Origin of the sequence: Paractinoplanes deccanensis, assembly GCF_016862115.1 — a bacterium.
GTDB classification, from domain to species: Bacteria; Actinomycetota; Actinomycetes; order Mycobacteriales; family Micromonosporaceae; genus Actinoplanes; species Actinoplanes deccanensis.
This window is the reverse complement of record NZ_BOMI01000209.1, coordinates 24,947-40,804: the sequence shown is the minus strand read 5'-3', so window position 1 is coordinate 40,804 and position 15,858 is coordinate 24,947. Positions and strand designations below refer to the sequence as shown.

Genomic DNA, 15,858 nt, shown 5'->3' with positions numbered 1-15,858 from the left:
GCGGTGGACCACCGCCGGCCAGTCCTTGCAGGCTCTGGGCAAGTGCCTGGACGCGGCGCCGGGCGCCACCGCCGGCGCAAAGGCGCAGATCTGGGACTGCAACGGCGGCACCAACCAGCAATGGACCTTCCAAACCAACGGCACGATCCGCGACAACCAATCCGGCCTCTGCCTGGACGTCAACAACAACCAGACCGCCAACGGCACCCTGACCCTGCTGTGGACCTGCACGGGCGCGGTCAACCAGCAGTGGAGCCGGCGATGAGGGCCTCCTTCCGGTGCGCCCTCGCCTCGATCACCGCGGGACCCGCGACCGGATGAGGCACGCGACACCGGCCGCCGATCGGCACCGGAGAGCGGGCGGCAGCCCGCTCTCCGGGTGTTCGGGGAAACGATCGTCAATACGGGTATCCCGGCACGCCGAGCGAGATGCTGGAGATCCCGTAGTCGCCGGTCCGGCCGGCCGTGATGTAAAGGGTGCGCCGGTCGGGACCGCCGAACGCCGCGTTGGTGGCCTGCGGGCCGGCCGCGATGGTGCCGAGCTCGACGCCGGCCGGGGAGAAGACATGCACACGGCCCTCGTTGTGCGACACCCAGTAGACGTTGCCGGCGCAGTCCACCGTCACCCCGTCGGGGCCGGCGATGGAGGCGAAAACAGTGCGTGCGCCGGTGCTGCCGTCCGGCTCGACGGCGTACGCGTAGATGAGGTTCTCCCCGAAGGCGCCGACATAGAGCGTGCGGCCGTCGGGCGACAAGGCGATGCCGTTGGGCTGGCGGAGGGTGTCGTCGACGAGCGCCACCTGCCCGTCGACGACGCGGAACACTCCGGTCCGGCCACCCATCTCGTCGCCGCGGCGACCCCGCTGGAAGGTGGGGTCGGTGAAGTAGACGACGCCGTCGGCGCGGACCGTGACGTCGTTCGGCGAATTGAACGCCCGGCCCTGGAATGTGGCCGCGATCGGCGTGCGCGCGCCGCCGGGCAATGGAAACGCGGAGACGCCGCGATTGTCGTGGGTGGCCGCGATGATCTGCTGCCCGTCCGGGCTCAGGGCCAGGCCGTTGCTGCCCGAGGCGGCCACGAAGGTCTCGGGCGGCGCTCCCGGGATCAGCCGGTGGATGGTCGACGGCTGGACCTGCTGGGCGCCGGCGGCCGCGCCGAGGTCGGACACGAGCAGATAGCCGGGCTGGTCGATCCAGACGGGGCCCTCGAGGAAGGTGAAGCCGCCCTGGATCCGCGAGGCGGACGACGAGGGGCCGGGAAGGGGTGGGACGGCCGGTGCGGGCGCCTCGCACACCCCAGGCGGCGCTCCGGGCGCGGTGGCCGAGGCGGCCGGCGCGGCGGCCAGGAGCAGGCACACGGCACCGGCCACCCTTGATGCATTGATAAACATAAATGTGAAAATAACACCCGAGCCAGGGCCGAACATATTGATCGAGCACGATCTCTTGAGGCTATGGGAGCGCTCCCGTAGCATCCGCGAAAGAGGCGTGAACGCTAACAAAGCGGATCTTCCCCGCGCCGTCCTCTCCCGGACAGGAGACCCCCATGAACCTGTCAAGATCGAGCAAGCTCGCCGCCGCGGCCGGCGCGGCACTGCTGGCGGCGACCGCCGTCGCCGTGGCCCGCCCGGCCGGCGCCGCCGCGGCCGGCTGCTCGGTGAACTACGCCGTGTCGTCGCAGTGGCAGGGCGGGTTCGGCGCCAACGTGACCATCACCAACCTGGGCGACGCGGTGTCGAGCTGGACGCTGACGTGGTCGTACAGCGCCGGGCAGACCGTGACGCAGGCCTGGAACGCGACGGTGACCCAGAGCGGGCCGGCCGTGACGGCGAAGAACGCCGGCTACAACGGGTCGATCGCGACCAACGGCACGGTGTCGTTCGGCTTCAACGGGTCGTGGACCGGCAGCAACCCCGTCCCGGCCGGCTTCGCGCTCAACGGCGTGACCTGCACCGGCGGCACCGTGCCGACCACGCCGACGTCCCCGCCTCCGTCGACCCCCGACCCCGGCGGCACGTGCACCCTGCCGTCGAGCTACCGCTGGACCTCGACCGGCCCGCTGGCCGAGCCGAAGAACGGCTGGACGTCGCTCAAGGACTTCACCAACGTCGTCTACAACGGCAAACACCTGGTGTACGCGTCGAACGTGGCGAACGGCTCGTACGGCTCGATGAACTTCGGCCTGTTCACCAACTGGTCCGACATGGCCTCGGCCAGCCAGAACGGGATGAGCCAGGGCACCGTGGCGCCGACGCTGCTCTACTTCGCCCCGAAGAACATCTGGGTGCTGGCCTACCAGTGGGGACCGACGTCGTTCAGCTACAAGACGTCCACCGACCCGGCGAACGCCAACGGCTGGTCGAGCGCGCAGACGCTGTTCACCGGGACGATCGCCGACGCCCCGTACGGCGTCATCGACCAGACGCTCATCGGCGACGGCCAGAACATGTACCTGTTCTTCGCCGGCGACAACGGCCGGATCTACCGGGCGAGCATGCCGATCGGCAACTTCCCGGGCAGCTTCGGCGCGTCCTACACCACCATCATGACCGACTCCACGAACAACCTGTTCGAGGGCGTCGAGGTCTACAAGGTGGCCGGCCAGAACCAGTACCTGATGCTCGTCGAGGCCATCGGCAGCCAGGGCCGCTACTTCCGGTCGTTCACCGCCACGAGCCTCAGCGGTACGTGGACCCCGCAGGCCGCCACCGAGAGCAACCCGTTCGCCGGCAAGGCCAACAGCGGCGCCACCTGGACCAACGACATCAGCCACGGTGACCTGGTGCGCGCCAACCCGGACCAGACCAAGACCGTCGACGCCTGCAACCTCCAGCTGCTCTACCAGGGCAAGAACCCCAACGCCGGCGGCGACTACAACAACCTGCCGTGGCGGCCCGGGCTGCTCACCCGCCAGCGCTGACGACCCCCGGAGATGACGATGAGACGAGCTCTTCTCGGGTGGGTCACCGTCGCCGCCGTCGTGCTCGGCGCGGCGCCGGCCCAGGCCGCCGTCGGCGGCTCCGGCCCCTACCTCGCCGACTACGAGACCTCGGCCGGCCTGCCCAACCACACCATCTACCGGCCGCAGACCATGCCGGCGGAGCGTCTTCCCCTGTACGTGTGGGGCAACGGCGCGTGCTCGGCCAACGGCCTGTCGCAGCACAACTTCCTCCGCGAGATCGCCTCGCACGGCTTCCTCGCCATCGCCAACGGCGGCCCGAACGCCTCCGGCTCGACCACCTCCTCGATGCTCACGCAGTCCATCGACTGGGCCCTGGCCGAGAGCTCCCGGTCCGGCAGCAAGTACTACGGCAAGATCGACACCACCAAGATCGCGGTCGGCGGGTTCTCCTGCGGGGGCCTGGAGGCGTACGCGGTCTCCAACGACCCGCGGATCACCACGACCACCATCTTCAGCAGCGGGCTGCTCAACGACGCCGACGACTACCAGCTGCGCAGACTGACCAAGCCGATCGCCTACTTCGTCGGCGGGCCCAGCGACATCGCCTACCCGAACGCCATGGACGACTGGGGCAAGCTCCCGGCCGGGCTGCCCGCCTTCATGGGCAACCTGAACGTCGGCCACGGCGGCACCTACGACCAGGCCAACGGCGGCGAGTTCGGCCGGGTGGCGGTGCTGTACCTCAAGTGGCGGCTCAAGGGTGACACCGCCGCCGGCCGGGCCTTCGTCGGCGCCGACTGCGGCCTGTGCGGCGGCCAGTGGCAGGTCCAGCAGAAGAACCTGACCCTCGGCGGGGACACGCCACAGCCCGAGCCGGGCGCCGCGTGCTCCGCGGTCTACGCGGTGCAGGACCAGTGGAACGGCGGCTTCGTCGCCACGGTCACCGTCACCGCCGGCGCCGCCGCGATGAGCGGCTGGCGCGTCGCGCTCGGCCTGCCGGGAGGAGCCTCGATCAGCTCCCTGTGGAACGGCGTCGCGACCGGCACCACAGGCTCAGTCACGGTCACGAACCAGAGTTACAACGGCCGGCTGGCCGCCGGCCAGAGCACGACCTTCGGCCTGCAGGGCACCGGCAACGGCGGCGGCGCCACGGTCACCTGCACCGGCAGCTGACCTCCGGCACCGGCCGGGCGGTCCGTCAGCGGACCCACGACGATGTGACCTTCGTCGTGGGTCCGATCGGTTCGGCGCGGCATCGCGAGGCTCCGGCCTACCACCAGAAGCGATCTCCCCGCCGCGCCGATGGCTCTGCGTAGGCGATGCTCTCCTGCCTCATCCCGCGGCGACGATCTTCCAGCGCTGGTTGGCGCTGCCGGAATCGCTGTACTGGCCGGCGCTCGCCCCGTTCGCCGTCCTTCCCATGCCGTCGAGGTACAAGCCGGTGGCCCGGTTGCGCACCCGCACGTTGTCGGCGTCGGTGACCACGGTCCACTGCTGGTTGGCCGACGTTCCGCCGGTGTACTGGCCGGCGGCGCTGCCGTTGACGGTGCGGCCCATGCCGTCGACGTACAGCCCGGTGCCCAGGTTCCGGATCCGCACGTAGGTGCCGGCGTTCTCGACCACCCACTGCTGGCTGAAGCCGGCGGTGGCGGAGCCCTGGCCGACGTCGGAGCCGGACGCGGTGCGGCCCAGGCCGTCGGCGTACCGGCCGGTGGCCGCGTTGACGATGCGGACCGTCGTGCTGCCCCCGGAGCCGAGCCCCCACGAGTAGCGCAGGCGGTTGAGGCCGGAGGGGTTGGTCAGGGTCAGGGTCAGGTCCGGGCCGCTGCCGGTGCGCCGGGTCAGGCTGTACCAGTCGCCGTCGCGCAAGCCGGGCCAGTAGACCCCGCCCACGCCGAGCTCGCGCAGCTTGCCGCTGACGCCTCGGACGTAGTCGGCGAAGAACGAGCCGCTGGGGATGTTGTAGTCGATGGTGCCGTACGAGACCCCGTTCTTGCTGCCCGGGCTCATCGGCCCACCCCACTCGGTGGCCACGGTGCGAGAGGCGTACCCGCCGATGGAGCTCGCGATGTGGTTCGCCCACGAGGTCTCGTCCTCGAAACCGGCGAAGAACGAATAGTCGTGTACGGCGAGCAGGGTGCCGTTCAACCGGCCGTCCCGGCCGACCGCGGCGACGTTCTGGGCAAGCCCGGCGCCGTCCAGGATGACCCGGTCGCGCGGTACGCCGGCGTGCCGGGTGAGCCACGCGGAGTAGAAGTCGTTCAGCTCGGTCGTGGAGTACCCGTACGGCTCGTTGATGACCTCGAAGTAGGCGTTGCTGTTGCCGGCGTACCTGGCCACGACGGTGTTCCACATCCGGTTGTAGGCCGCGACGTCGGCGGGCCGCCCGCCGCTGTGCGCCCAGTAGGCCAGGATCACCTTGCCCTTGGTGAGCGCCTGGTCGATCGCGCCGGTGTAGGTGTTCCAGTAGGTCGCGACGGTCGGCTCGTTGATCGGCATGCGGACGGTGTTGGCGCCGGTGATCGAGTAGAGCTGGCCGACCACCCGGTCGGCGACGACCGATGCGGTGGCGTACGTGTCGGCCGCGCCCAGGCCCGACACGTACAGCACCCCGTCGGCGAAGTTGTCCCGCTGGTCGGCCCAGTTCACCCCGCGGAACTGCAGGGTGTCGGCGCGCGCCGGCTCCTGGATCACCGCGGCGCCGGCGAAGGCGAGCGCCGCGGCGAGCAGGACCCGGCCCGCACGGCCGCCGACCGACCTGATCATGATCGGATCCACTGCTGGTTGCTGCCGCCGTTGCAGGTCCACAGCGCGACGGCCGAGCCGTTGGTGGTGGCCGCGCCGACCACGTCGAGGCAGAGGTTCGACTGGACCCCGGTGATGGTGCCGTCGGCGTTGATCCGCCACTGCTGGTTGGCCCCGCCGGTGCAGGACCAGATCCGGATCCGGGCGCCGGCGGAGGCGCTCGGGGCGTCGAGGCACTTGTTGCCGTACACGGTCAGCTGGTTGGCCGACGTCGCCGTCCAGGTCTGGTTGGCGCCGTCGTTGCAGTCCCAGATCTGCACGATCGCCCCGTCGGCCTGGCTCTGCCCGTTGACGTCGAGGCAGCGGTTGGAACCGGCGCCCCGGATCGCCCCGGTGGGGCTGGTGCCGCCGCCGAGCGGGGTGATGGTCAGGTTGTCGAACTGGGCCGTCACGCCCTGGCCGGTGGCGTAGCCCACCTGACCGGCGATCCACGTGGTGTCGGTGACAGTGGCGACGGTCGCGCCGTCGATGGCCGCGCTCAGACTGCTGCCGTTGAGGGTGAGCGCCAGCTTGTGCCAGCGGCCGGTGCCCAGCGCGGCGGTGGTGCCGCTGGCCAGGGTCCGCTGGTTGCCGCCGGTGCTGTTGCTGCGGATCGACCACTGCCCGTTGTCGGCGACCCGCAGGTAGTAGGCGTTGAGGTTCTGCGGCTGGTCGTGGTTGTAGTTGGTGGCCCGCCCGACGAGCTGGGCGTAGCCGGACTTCTCCAGCATGACGTCGGAGGACACGGTGTAGTTGCGCCAGCTGACGTCGCCGAGCAGGGTGAACGGCTCGGCGTGACCGGAGGTCCAGAAGATCGGCGCCTGCTCCGACATCTGGCGTACGCATTGACCGGCGCGGCCACCACCGCAGCCGACCACCTCGAACGAGCCCTGGTGGTCCGACAGGTACTTGGCCTGCCGCCCGCTCGCGTAGCCGTCGAAGCCGTCGGCGTACGGCAGGGCGAGGGTGCCCTGCGCGGGGCTGACCGCGGTGCCCTTGCCCTGGCCGGTGGTCGTGGTGATGCTGTAGACGTAGCCCGGCTGGACCGTCAGCGAGAACGACCCGTTGGACGGGGTGATGTCGGCGCGCCGGACGAAGTGCTCGGCCGGGTTGCTCGACCGGACGTTCGTCGACCACACCCGGACCGTCCCGGTCGACAACCCGCCGGTCACGGAGAATGTGAGGTCCTGCGCCGAACCGGCGTCCATCGTCTCGATGACGGTGCTGTAGTCGGTGTTGTTCGGCGACTTCAGCGAGACGTAGCTGCCGTTGGCGCGGTTGCCGCCGAGGTAGCCGGTGGAGCTGTCCAGGTAGCGCCATCCGGGGGCGGTGAACTGGGTGGTGTGGCCCATCACCCAGGTGCTCTTGCCGATGGAGTAGTAGCCGGACCAGGGTTGCGGCGCCACCGCCACCCCCGTCGTCGCCCACGGCACGTTCGGGGTGATCGCCGCGATGACCGGCCAGTTCAGGTACGCGGTCATCTTCCCGTCGATGTAGTCACGGTTGATGCCCCGGGCCAGCGCCGTGGCGCCGGCGTTGTAGTCGTCCGAGCCGTTCTCGCTGGCCCACAACGTCTTGCCGGAGTTCACCGCGTTCGCCGAGCTCGGGCAGTCGGTCTGCGCGCTGCGATATCCGCAGACGTAGTGGCTGCCGAACACCGACACCGCGTTGCCGAACGCCGGGTCCCGCAGCGCGTCGTCGGCGGAGCCCCAGCCGAAGTCGTCCGACGCCACGATCTTCACGTTGGCGTACCCGCGGGAGTTCAGCGCCGACCGCAGGTTCTTGTACCAGTTCAGGTCGCGGCCGCGCTCGTTCCAGCCGCCGAGGTAGTCGATCGTCAGCCCGTGCGAGGCGGCGCAGCCCAGCCACGCGATCAGGTAATCGATCGAGTCGCTGGACCAGAAGTTGCCGTTGCCGATCCAGCCCGGTGCTCCCCACGACAACCCGACGAGCTTGATGGTGGGGTTGCGGGCCTTGGCCTGGGCCATCATCCACCACTCGTACCCCCGATCGCAGTTCACCGCGCCCCGGGTGTGCTCATGACTGGGCTCGGCCCCGGAGGTCGAGTTGGTGTCCCCGCCGATCTCGACCTTCATGATCTGCATCGCCGCGCCGTAGCCGGGCTTGAACAGGTAGTCGAGGATGTCGCTGCGCTGCGGCTCCGGATAGTCGAACAGCAGCCGGCTGTTGCCGCCGCCGCCGCTGATCGCCCCGACCCCGTCGAACACCCGGCCGCCGGACGAGCCGTTGATCGTGATCGCCGTCGCGGCCCGCGCCGGCGAGGGGAACGCGACCAGCGCGCCGGCCAGCACCAGCAGCAGAGCCGCCACCCCGGCCCAGCCGCGCGATCGCCACAGCCGGTCCGCACGTGTCGTCACCATCTCGGTTCCTTCCGCCAAGGCCGTCCGGCGGTGCACGTCATGACCGGTACGCGGCGTCCACACTTATCGAAGGCACCGCGGTCGACCCGGAGACGGCACATCACGCCGATCCGATGATTACGTGGCCGTTAAGTTAGCGTTAACCAAGAAGCCGGTCAAGTGATGTTCGTCGATGCGAATCACCGGCACGAGTGAAGCGAGCTCGCCGCTTTCCACGGCGGACAAAATCCCCTATATCTGCCCGTACGCTGCCGTCACGATGGGCAGATGAGCGGGCAACGACCTTACCCAGCGGAGCCGCGTAACACTTTTCAGCGGCCGGTAGACCGGTTCATTTCACCGAGTAGGAGAATTGCTGACCGCGCGAATGTGAAAGTTAACATCGGCAACCGCGATGCTGGCGTGCCGGCCGACCCGGCGTCATCGCACCGCCGGTTCGCTGAGCGGACCGGGATCATTCTGCCTGGTCCCACGCCCCGATATACCACCTGAATGACAAGCAACTTCGACGTAGCGATGTCCGGCGACTCGCCGCCGGTCCGCGACTCGGGCATCGTTCTCGAGGATGTGGGCATCGGGTTCGGCGCGTTCCAGGCGGTCAGCGGTATCGACCTCGAGATAGCCGAAGGCGAGTTCATCTGCCTGCTCGGACCCAGCGGCTGCGGCAAGTCCACCGTCCTGATGGCGCTGGCCGGCTTCGTGGCACCGAACCACGGCCGTATCTGGCTGGGTGGCCGGGAAGTGGCCTCTCCCAGCCCTGACTGTGGAGTGGTGTTCCAGAACAGCGACGCGCTGTTCGACTGGCTGACGGTACGGCAAAACGTCGCTTTCGGACCGCGCATGCGCAGTGTCGCGCAGGCGCGGCAGCGCGAGATCGTCGACGAATACCTCGGTCTGGTGGGGCTGCGTCACGCGGCCGGCCGATACCCGAGCCAATTGTCCGGCGGCATGCGCCAGCGGGTGCAGATCGCGCGGGTGCTCGCCAACGAGCCCAGGGTGGTGCTGATGGACGAGCCGTTCGGCGCGCTGGACGCGCAGACCCGCGAGGTGATGCAACAGGAGCTGGACCGGATCTGGCGGGCCCACCGCAGCACCGTCCTTTTCGTCACCCACGACATCGACGAGGCGATCCTGCTGGCCGACCGGGTGGTGGTCATGACCGCGGGCCCCAGCGCCCGGGTCAAGAGCTCCTATGAGGTCGACCTGCCCCGGCCGCGTCAGGAGAGCAGCGCCGGCTTCGCGGAGCTGCGGAGCCGGCTGCGTGCGGACATCAGCGAGGAGGTCCGCATCTCGCTGCGCGCCCAGGGTATCGACCCGGAACGAGCGGCGGCATGACCGCCGTGGCGGAACGTCCGGTGAGCGCCGTGCCCGCCCGCCGATGGCGTTTCCGGGGTGTCGCCTGGACCGTGGTGACCCTCGCCGCCGGCCTCGCCGTCTGGACGGCGGTCGCCTGGTGGTACGGCTCGGCGCTGGTCGCGTCGCCGGCGGAGACGCTGCGAGCCGGGATCGACCTTGCCAAGGACGGTTCGCTCGGCGAGTCCGTGCTTGCCTCGACACGTCGCATCCTGCTCGGCTGGGCGCTGGGCGTCGTGGTCGGCGGTCCGATCGGCATCCTCATGGGCCGGGTCCCGGCGATCCGCCGGCTGCTCGACCCGTACATCGAGTTCTTCCGGTTCATCCCGCCGATCGCGTTCGTCACGCTCGCGATCGTCTGGTTCGGCATCGGTGAGATGTCGAAGATCGTGCTCATCTTCTACACGTCGGTCTTCATCGTCACCATCAACACGATCGCCGGCGTGCTGGCGATCGAGGAGTCGAAGCTTCGGGCCGCCGCGAGCCTCGGCGCGAACCGATGGCAGCTGCTGCACGCCGTCGTGCTGCCCGCCGCCATTCCCTACATCGTCACCGGCGCCCGGTTGGCCATGGGCAACAGCTTCCTCACCATCGTGTCGGCCGAGATCGTAGCCGCCGACACCGGCATCGGCGCCATGATCTGGCAGTCCCGCAACTACGGGCGCATCGACTGGATCTTCGTCGGCATCATCGCCCTCGGCCTGCTCGGTTTTGTGTGCGACCGGCTGATCCGCATCGGCGCCGGACGGCTCCTGCGCCGTTACGGCGTGAAGGTATAGATCCTGCGAACGAAGGGCACCACCATGCGCACTTGGTTCACATTTGGACGATCGACGGCCGCACTGGGATTGGTCGGCGCGCTGCTGCTCGCCGGCTGCTCCCGGCCGGCGGCCAAGGCGGATTCCGCCACCGGCGCGACCGCAAAGGTGCGGATCGCGGTCGGCGTCGACGCCGCGTACGCGCCGTTCTTCCTCGCCAAGCAGGAGGGCCTGTTCGACAAGGCCGGCCTGGACGTGGAGCTGACACAGACCGAGGGCGGCCCGGCGATCACGAATGCCGTGGTGGCCGGCGTCGCTCAACTCGCCGCGAACTCGGATGCCACCATCATCACGCTGATGGCCAAGTCACCCGACCTGCGGGCGCTGGCGGTGTTCCAGGAGTCCTCGCAATATCTGAAGGTGGTCTGGCGCAAGGGAATCACCGACGTCAGCCAGATCAAGAAGATGGCCACGGCGCCCGGCCTGATGACCCTCGCCGCCGCCCGTTACCTGCAGAGCAAGAACATCGACCGGGCGTCGGTGAAGTTCGTCAACGCCAGCGCGCCGGACTTCCCGGCCCTGCTCGGCAACGGCGATGTGGACGCGTACGTCGTCTTCGAGCCCTGGATCAGCAAGGGCGTCGAGCAGGGCGGGACGATCAAGGAGTCGATCGGCGACTACGGCATGAAATACGTTCAGTGGATCGACGCCGATCAGAAGTGGCTCGCCGCCAACTCGGCCGTCGCCGGCAAGATCGTCAAGGTGATCGCCGAGGCCTGTGACATCGTGGCGAAGGACCCGCAGCGGGCCGCCGACGCGACGCAGAAGGCAGTCAAGATTCCGGCCGAGCAGACACTGCAGAACATCGGGCAGATCGACTTCGCGGTTCGCGACATCACCGGCACCGACGTCAGCAGCGCGAAGAGCACGGGCGACTTCTTCGTCCAGGAGAAGCTCATCTCCGCGGCGCCCGACCTCGACCAGCAACTGCTGAAGAACTGGTATTCGCAGAACGCCCCCAAGTGACGCCGATCAGTTGAGGTGGTCGCCGGCGGCCAGCTCACGGCGGACGGCGGTCAGAGCCCGGACGTAGCGCGCGACGTCCGCCCGGAACGTCGGCGCGGTGACCGACACCGCGCCCAGGAGAACGCCACTACTTCCGAACAAGGGGACCGCGGTCGAGCAGTAGCCGATCGCGGTCTCCTCGCTCTCCCGGGCATGGCCCACCTCGCGGACCTTGCGGATCTGCTCGCGCAGCAGCGACGGGACCACGATGGTCATCGGGGTGAGCCGCTCCAGGGGGCGGGCCAGGACCGCGTCGAGGACGTCCGGGGAGGAGTACGCCAGCAGCGCCTTGCCGGTCGCCGTGCAATGCAGCGGCAGCCGCCCCGCTATCCGGGACTGGTGCGCGACCCGGGGGCCGACCGCCAGCTTCTCCAGGAACAGGACCTCCAGACCGTCGAGGACGGCGAGGTGCACGGTCTCCTTGGTGAGCGTATGAAGCTGGTGCATGTACGGGCGCACGGCGTCGCGCAGCACGCGGAAGCGGGGGACGCGGGAGCCGAGCTCGAAGGCGCGCATCCCCAGGCGGTAGTCGGAGTCCGAGCGCTCCAGCATGCCCCACTCGAGCAGTTCCTGGGCGAGGCGGTGCACCGTGGTCTTGGAGATGCCGGTGCGGCGAGCCAGCTCGGAGAGCGACACCTGGGCGTCGTCGATCTCGAACGCCTCGAGGATCAGCCGGGCCTTGCCCAGGACGCTGCCGGCGCCCCGGCCAAGGCCGTCACCGTACGGGCGCGGATGACCCATGCCAGGCATGGTACGTACCATGGCCTCCACCAGGAGGCATATATCAGTGACGCTGATGCGTGGTGAGGTCCAGCGCGATGTCCACGATCAGATCCTCCTGGCCGCCCACCAGACCCCGCTTGCCCACCTCGACGAGGATCGTGCGCACGTCGATGCCGTACCGTTCGGCGGCCACCTCGGCGTGGCGCAGGAAGGAGCTGTAGACACCGGCGTAGCCGAGGGTGAGAGTCTCACGGTCGACCCGCACCGGGCGGTCCTGCAACGGGCGCACCAGGTCCTCGGCGGCGTCCTGCAGAGCGAACAGGTCGCAGCCGTGTTCCCAGCCACGCAGGTTCGCCACGGCGACGAACGGCTCGAGCGGGCAGTTGCCGGCTCCGGCGCCCTGGCCGGCCAGCGAGGCGTCCACCCGGGTGACGCCCTCCTCCACGGCAACCATGGAGTTCGCGACCGACAACGAGAGGTTCTCGTGGGCGTGGATGCCGATCTCGGTGGCCGGGTCGAGGACGTCGCGGTAGGCCCGGATCCGGTCGCGGACGCCGTCCATCATGAGGCGGCCCCCGGAGTCGGTGACGTAGACGCAGTGCGCCCCGTACGACTCCATGAGCTTCGCCTGCCCGGCCAGCACGGCCGGCTCGGCCAGGTGACTCATCATCAGGAAGCCGGAGACGTCCATGCCGAGCTGGCGGGCAGTCGCGATGTGCTGGGCCGACACGTCGGCCTCGGTGCAGTGGGTGGCCACCCGCACCGAGCGGACGCCGAGCGCGTACGCCTCCTTGAGATCGGCGATCGTGCCGATGCCGGGCAGCAGCAGCGTGGTGAGCCGGGCCCGGCCGATGTTCGCGGCCGCCACCTCGAGCCACTGCCGGTCGGTGTGCGAGCCCGGGCCGTAGTTCAGGCTTCCTCCGGCGAGACCGTCGCCGTGCGAGACCTCGATGCCGTCCACACCGGCCGCGTCGAGCGCGCCGACGATCTTCGCCACGGCGTCGAGCGCCATCCGATGGCGGACGGCGTGCATCCCGTCCCGGAGGGTCACATCCTGGATGAACAGGCGGGTCATACTGTGCCCTCCTTAGGCATGCCCTTCTGGCCCTCGCCCGCGACGCCGTCCGCCGGTGCGGCCGGGTGCCGCTCGGTGCAGGCGGTCATGCCGAGACCTCCCGGCTCGCGCGGACGGCGGCGATGCGCTCGGCGGCGGCGACCGCGGCCGAGGTCATGATGTCCAGGTTTCCGGCGTACGCCGGCAGGTAGTGCGCGGCACCCTCCACCTCGAGGAAGACGGACACCTGGTGGGTGACGCGGGCGGAACCGGCCAGGGTGTGCACCGGCTGGCCGGCCGGAATCGGGTTGATCTGCACCTGCTGCTTGAGCCGGTAGCCCGGGACGTAGCGGGCGACCGCGCCGACCATCCGCTCGACCGAGGCCCGGATCTCGTCCCGGACGGACGGCGACGCCGCGTCGACGAGGCACAGCACGGTGTCGCGCATGATCAGCGGTGGCTCCGCCGGGTTCAGGATGATCAGCGCCTTGCCGCGGCGGGCGCCGCCGACCTGCTCGATCGCGTGCGCGGTGGTCTCGGTGAACTCGTCGATGTTCGCCCGGGTGCCCGGGCCGGCCGACTTCGAGGCGATGGACGCGACGATCTCGGCGTACGGGACCGGCGCGACGCGCGAGACCGCGGCGACGATCGGGATCGTCGCCTGGCCGCCGCAGGTCACCATGTTGATGTTGCGGACGTCGCCGGCCGTCAGATGCTGCTCCAGGTTCACGGCCGGCACGACGAACGGCCCGACCGCGGCCGGCGTCAGATCGATCACTGCCTTGCCGTGGGCGGCCAGCTTGGCGTCGTTGGCAAGGTGGGCCCGCGCCGAGGTGGCGTCGAAGACCAGCTCGATATCGGCGAACCCGTCCATCGCGATCAGGCCGTCCACCCCGTCGGCGGTCGTCGGCACGCCCAGCCGCCGGGCCCGGGCCAGGCCGTCGGAACCCGGGTCGATGCCGACCATGGCGGCGATGTCGAGCGTCTCGGAGAGCCGCAGAATCTTGATCATCAGGTCGGTGCCGATGTTGCCCGACCCGATCACGGCGACCTTCATGAGTCTTCCTTCCCCGCGAAAACCGCGCCTACCGGGCCGAGTGACGAGATCTCGGCGTGCACCCGGGCGCCCGGCCCGACCGGGACCATCCGGCCCAGGGCGCCGGAGAGCACCACCTGGCCGGCCCGCAGCGGATCACCCCGATCCCGGGCGGCCCGGGCGAGCCAGGCCAGGGCGGCCAGCGGGTCGCCGAGACAGTCCCGGCCGGTTCCGGCCGAGGCCGCCGCCCCGTCCACGGTCATCCGCATCACCACGTCGGCGGGCTCGAAATCGCTGAGCGGCACCGGCCGGCCGGACAGCACGAACAGGCCGCTCGAGGCGTTGTCCGCGATGGTGTCGGCGATGCTGATGTCCCAGCCCGCGATCCGGCTGTCCACGATCTCGATGGCGGCCTCCGCGTGCCGTACCGCGGCTCGGACGGCCGCCGGGCTCAGGTCCGGGCCGTCCAGGTCCGCGCCGAGCCGGAACGCGATCTCGGCCTCCACCCGGGGCTGCAACAGTCCGCCGGTCGGTATCACGTCGAGGTCCGACACGTCCATCGTGTCGAATAGCACCCCGAAATCGGGCTGGTCGACGCCGAGCTGACGCTGCACCACCGGCGCGGTGAGGCCGATCTTGTGACCGGCCACGCGCTCGCCGGCGTCGATCCGCCGCCGCACGCCGACACGCTGCACCTGATAGGCCAACTCGACGTCCGTGGCGCCGATCAGGTCTCGTACCGGGGCGCACGGGACGCCGGTGCGCTGCGCGTGGTCCAGCCGATGGGCCACCGCCGCTGTTGGTGATTTCATTGGGCTCCCCTGCCGTCGAGCCCGATGCTGCCGGGTGACGGCGCGGCGGCCCAGCGCCGCGTTCCGGTCACCGAAACCGGCGCCCCCACCGGCGATCCGGTGAACGAACCACCGTTCTTGCCGGATTCGCCGCGCGTCACGACGCTGCACCCGACCCGCGAACCGGAAGGATGCCATGACGCCTGAGCTCACCCGAGGCTATGCCACAACCACCTACGGCCAGATGCACTACGCGGAGGCGGGCGAGGGACCCGCGGTTCTGCTGCTGCACCAGACGCCCCGCTCGCACGACGAGTTCCGTGAGGTCCAGCCGCTGCTGGCGTACGGACGGCGGGTGATCGCGATGGACATGTACGGATTCGGCCTGAGCGCGCCCCAGCCGAAGCCGCAGACCATCGAGGCCATGGCCAGCGGGGCGTACGCCCTTCTGGACGCGCTCGGTATCGAAAGCGCGACGCTGATGGGCCACCACACCGGGGCCGCCGTCGCGATCGAGATGGCCGCCGCCGCCCCGTCCCGGGCGCGGGAGCTGATCCTCTCCTCGCCACCGTGGACCGATGCGGAGTATCGGCATTCGCACGCGAACGGGCCCGGGGTCGACGTCGCCACGGCCGCCGAGGACGGCTCCCACCTGACCGAGCTGTGGTCACAGCGGCGGCCCTACTATCCGGCCGGGCGGCCCGACCTGCTCGACCGTTTCATCCGGGACGCGCTGGCCCCGGGCGTCGACCCGATGGAGGGGCACCTCGCCTGCGCCCGCTACGTCATCGAGGACCGCATCGGCGAGGTCCGCGCCCCCACCTTGATCATCGGCGCCGCCGACGATCCGTTCGCCCGGCCCAACGTCGAGCGGGTCCGAGCGCATCTGACCGGCGCCGCGCATGTCGAGGTGGCGATCGTCGCCGGAGGGACCATTCCGCTCATGGAGCAGAAGGCCTCCGAGGTCGCCGGCCTGGTGACCGCGTTCCTCAGGGCACGGCCGTGACCGGC

General features: G+C 70.0%; 15 protein-coding genes. 8 read left to right on the top strand and 7 right to left on the bottom strand.

The window, feature by feature from the left end:
- Positions 1-265, top strand: a 265-nt coding sequence (locus Ade02nite_RS47725; protein ID WP_203778083.1) for an RICIN domain-containing protein, incomplete at its 5' end; no start/stop codon positions are given.
- A gap of 133 nt (positions 266-398) precedes the next feature.
- On the opposite strand, the gene Ade02nite_RS47720 is transcribed toward Ade02nite_RS47725, so the two are convergent.
- On the bottom strand, positions 399-1,370 hold the full coding sequence (locus Ade02nite_RS47720; protein WP_239169606.1) for an SMP-30/gluconolactonase/LRE family protein: 972 nt from the start codon (positions 1,368-1,370) through the stop codon (positions 399-401).
- A 176-nt stretch (positions 1,371-1,546) separates the two neighbouring features.
- On the opposite strand from Ade02nite_RS47720, the gene Ade02nite_RS47715 reads away from it, so the two are divergent.
- Together Ade02nite_RS47715 and Ade02nite_RS47710 are read left to right on the top strand one after the other, a co-directional pair.
- Positions 1,547-2,920, top strand: coding sequence for a non-reducing end alpha-L-arabinofuranosidase family hydrolase (locus tag Ade02nite_RS47715; protein ID WP_203778081.1), 1,374 nt, complete (start codon positions 1,547-1,549; stop codon positions 2,918-2,920).
- Positions 2,921-2,938: 18 nt separating this feature from the next.
- Positions 2,939-4,075, top strand: coding sequence for a cellulose binding domain-containing protein (locus Ade02nite_RS47710; RefSeq protein ID WP_239169605.1), 1,137 nt, complete (start codon positions 2,939-2,941; stop codon positions 4,073-4,075).
- A 159-nt stretch (positions 4,076-4,234) separates the two neighbouring features.
- Here the strand turns inward: Ade02nite_RS47710 and Ade02nite_RS47705 are convergent, their stop codons facing one another.
- Both Ade02nite_RS47705 and Ade02nite_RS47700 read right to left on the bottom strand, forming a co-directional pair.
- Positions 4,235-5,668, bottom strand: a complete 1,434-nt coding sequence (locus Ade02nite_RS47705; protein ID WP_203778079.1) for an RICIN domain-containing protein — start codon at positions 5,666-5,668, stop codon at positions 4,235-4,237.
- Positions 5,665-8,067, bottom strand: coding sequence for a ricin-type beta-trefoil lectin domain protein (locus Ade02nite_RS47700; RefSeq protein WP_203778078.1), 2,403 nt, complete (start codon positions 8,065-8,067; stop codon positions 5,665-5,667). Before Ade02nite_RS47700 ends, Ade02nite_RS47705 begins: the two co-directional genes overlap by 4 nt.
- A 492-nt stretch (positions 8,068-8,559) precedes the next feature.
- On the opposite strand from Ade02nite_RS47700, the gene Ade02nite_RS47695 reads away from it, so the two are divergent.
- Genes Ade02nite_RS47695 through Ade02nite_RS47685 form a run of 3 tightly spaced genes read left to right on the top strand, consistent with a single transcriptional unit; the run spans position 8,560 to position 11,204 of the window.
- Positions 8,560-9,402, top strand: coding sequence for an ABC transporter ATP-binding protein (locus Ade02nite_RS47695; protein ID WP_239169604.1), 843 nt, complete (start codon positions 8,560-8,562; stop codon positions 9,400-9,402).
- Positions 9,399-10,199 carry an ABC transporter permease gene (locus Ade02nite_RS47690; protein ID WP_203778077.1) on the top strand — a complete coding sequence of 267 codons (801 nt, stop codon included), beginning with the start codon at positions 9,399-9,401 and terminating at the stop codon, positions 10,197-10,199. Before Ade02nite_RS47695 ends, Ade02nite_RS47690 begins: the two co-directional genes overlap by 4 nt.
- A gap of 24 nt (positions 10,200-10,223) precedes the next feature.
- Entirely contained in the window at positions 10,224-11,204 is a 981-nt protein-coding gene (locus tag Ade02nite_RS47685) for an ABC transporter substrate-binding protein (RefSeq protein ID WP_203778076.1), read from the top strand.
- Positions 11,205-11,210: 6 nt separating this feature from the next.
- On the opposite strand, the gene Ade02nite_RS47680 is transcribed toward Ade02nite_RS47685, so the two are convergent.
- The 4 genes from Ade02nite_RS47680 to Ade02nite_RS47665 all read right to left on the bottom strand — a co-directional run bounded on the left by Ade02nite_RS47680 (position 11,211) and on the right by Ade02nite_RS47665 (position 14,868).
- Positions 11,211-11,984: an IclR family transcriptional regulator gene (locus Ade02nite_RS47680; protein WP_203778075.1), complete on the bottom strand. Its 774-nt coding sequence runs from the start codon at positions 11,982-11,984 to the stop codon at positions 11,211-11,213.
- 43 nt (positions 11,985-12,027) lie between these two features.
- On the bottom strand, positions 12,028-13,041 hold the full coding sequence (gene dmpG, locus Ade02nite_RS47675) for a 4-hydroxy-2-oxovalerate aldolase (RefSeq protein WP_203778074.1): 1,014 nt from the start codon (positions 13,039-13,041) through the stop codon (positions 12,028-12,030).
- Positions 13,042-13,126: 85 nt separating this feature from the next.
- A complete protein-coding gene (locus Ade02nite_RS47670; protein ID WP_203778073.1) occupies positions 13,127-14,077 on the bottom strand; it encodes an acetaldehyde dehydrogenase (acetylating) in 951 nt (316 codons plus the stop codon).
- On the bottom strand, positions 14,074-14,868 hold the full coding sequence (locus tag Ade02nite_RS47665) for a 2-keto-4-pentenoate hydratase (protein WP_203778072.1): 795 nt from the start codon (positions 14,866-14,868) through the stop codon (positions 14,074-14,076). The genes Ade02nite_RS47670 and Ade02nite_RS47665 overlap by 4 nt, the downstream gene beginning before the upstream one ends.
- 24 nt (positions 14,869-14,892) lie before the next feature.
- Here Ade02nite_RS47665 and Ade02nite_RS47660 point away from each other — a divergent pair, with 24 nt between their 5' ends.
- Both Ade02nite_RS47660 and Ade02nite_RS47655 read left to right on the top strand, forming a co-directional pair.
- Positions 14,893-15,054: a hypothetical protein gene (locus tag Ade02nite_RS47660; protein WP_203778071.1), complete on the top strand. Its 162-nt coding sequence runs from the start codon at positions 14,893-14,895 to the stop codon at positions 15,052-15,054.
- Positions 15,044-15,853 carry an alpha/beta fold hydrolase gene (locus Ade02nite_RS47655; RefSeq protein WP_203778070.1) on the top strand — a complete coding sequence of 270 codons (810 nt, stop codon included), beginning with the start codon at positions 15,044-15,046 and terminating at the stop codon, positions 15,851-15,853. The genes Ade02nite_RS47660 and Ade02nite_RS47655 overlap by 11 nt, the downstream gene beginning before the upstream one ends.
- Positions 15,854-15,858 lie beyond the last annotated feature (5 nt).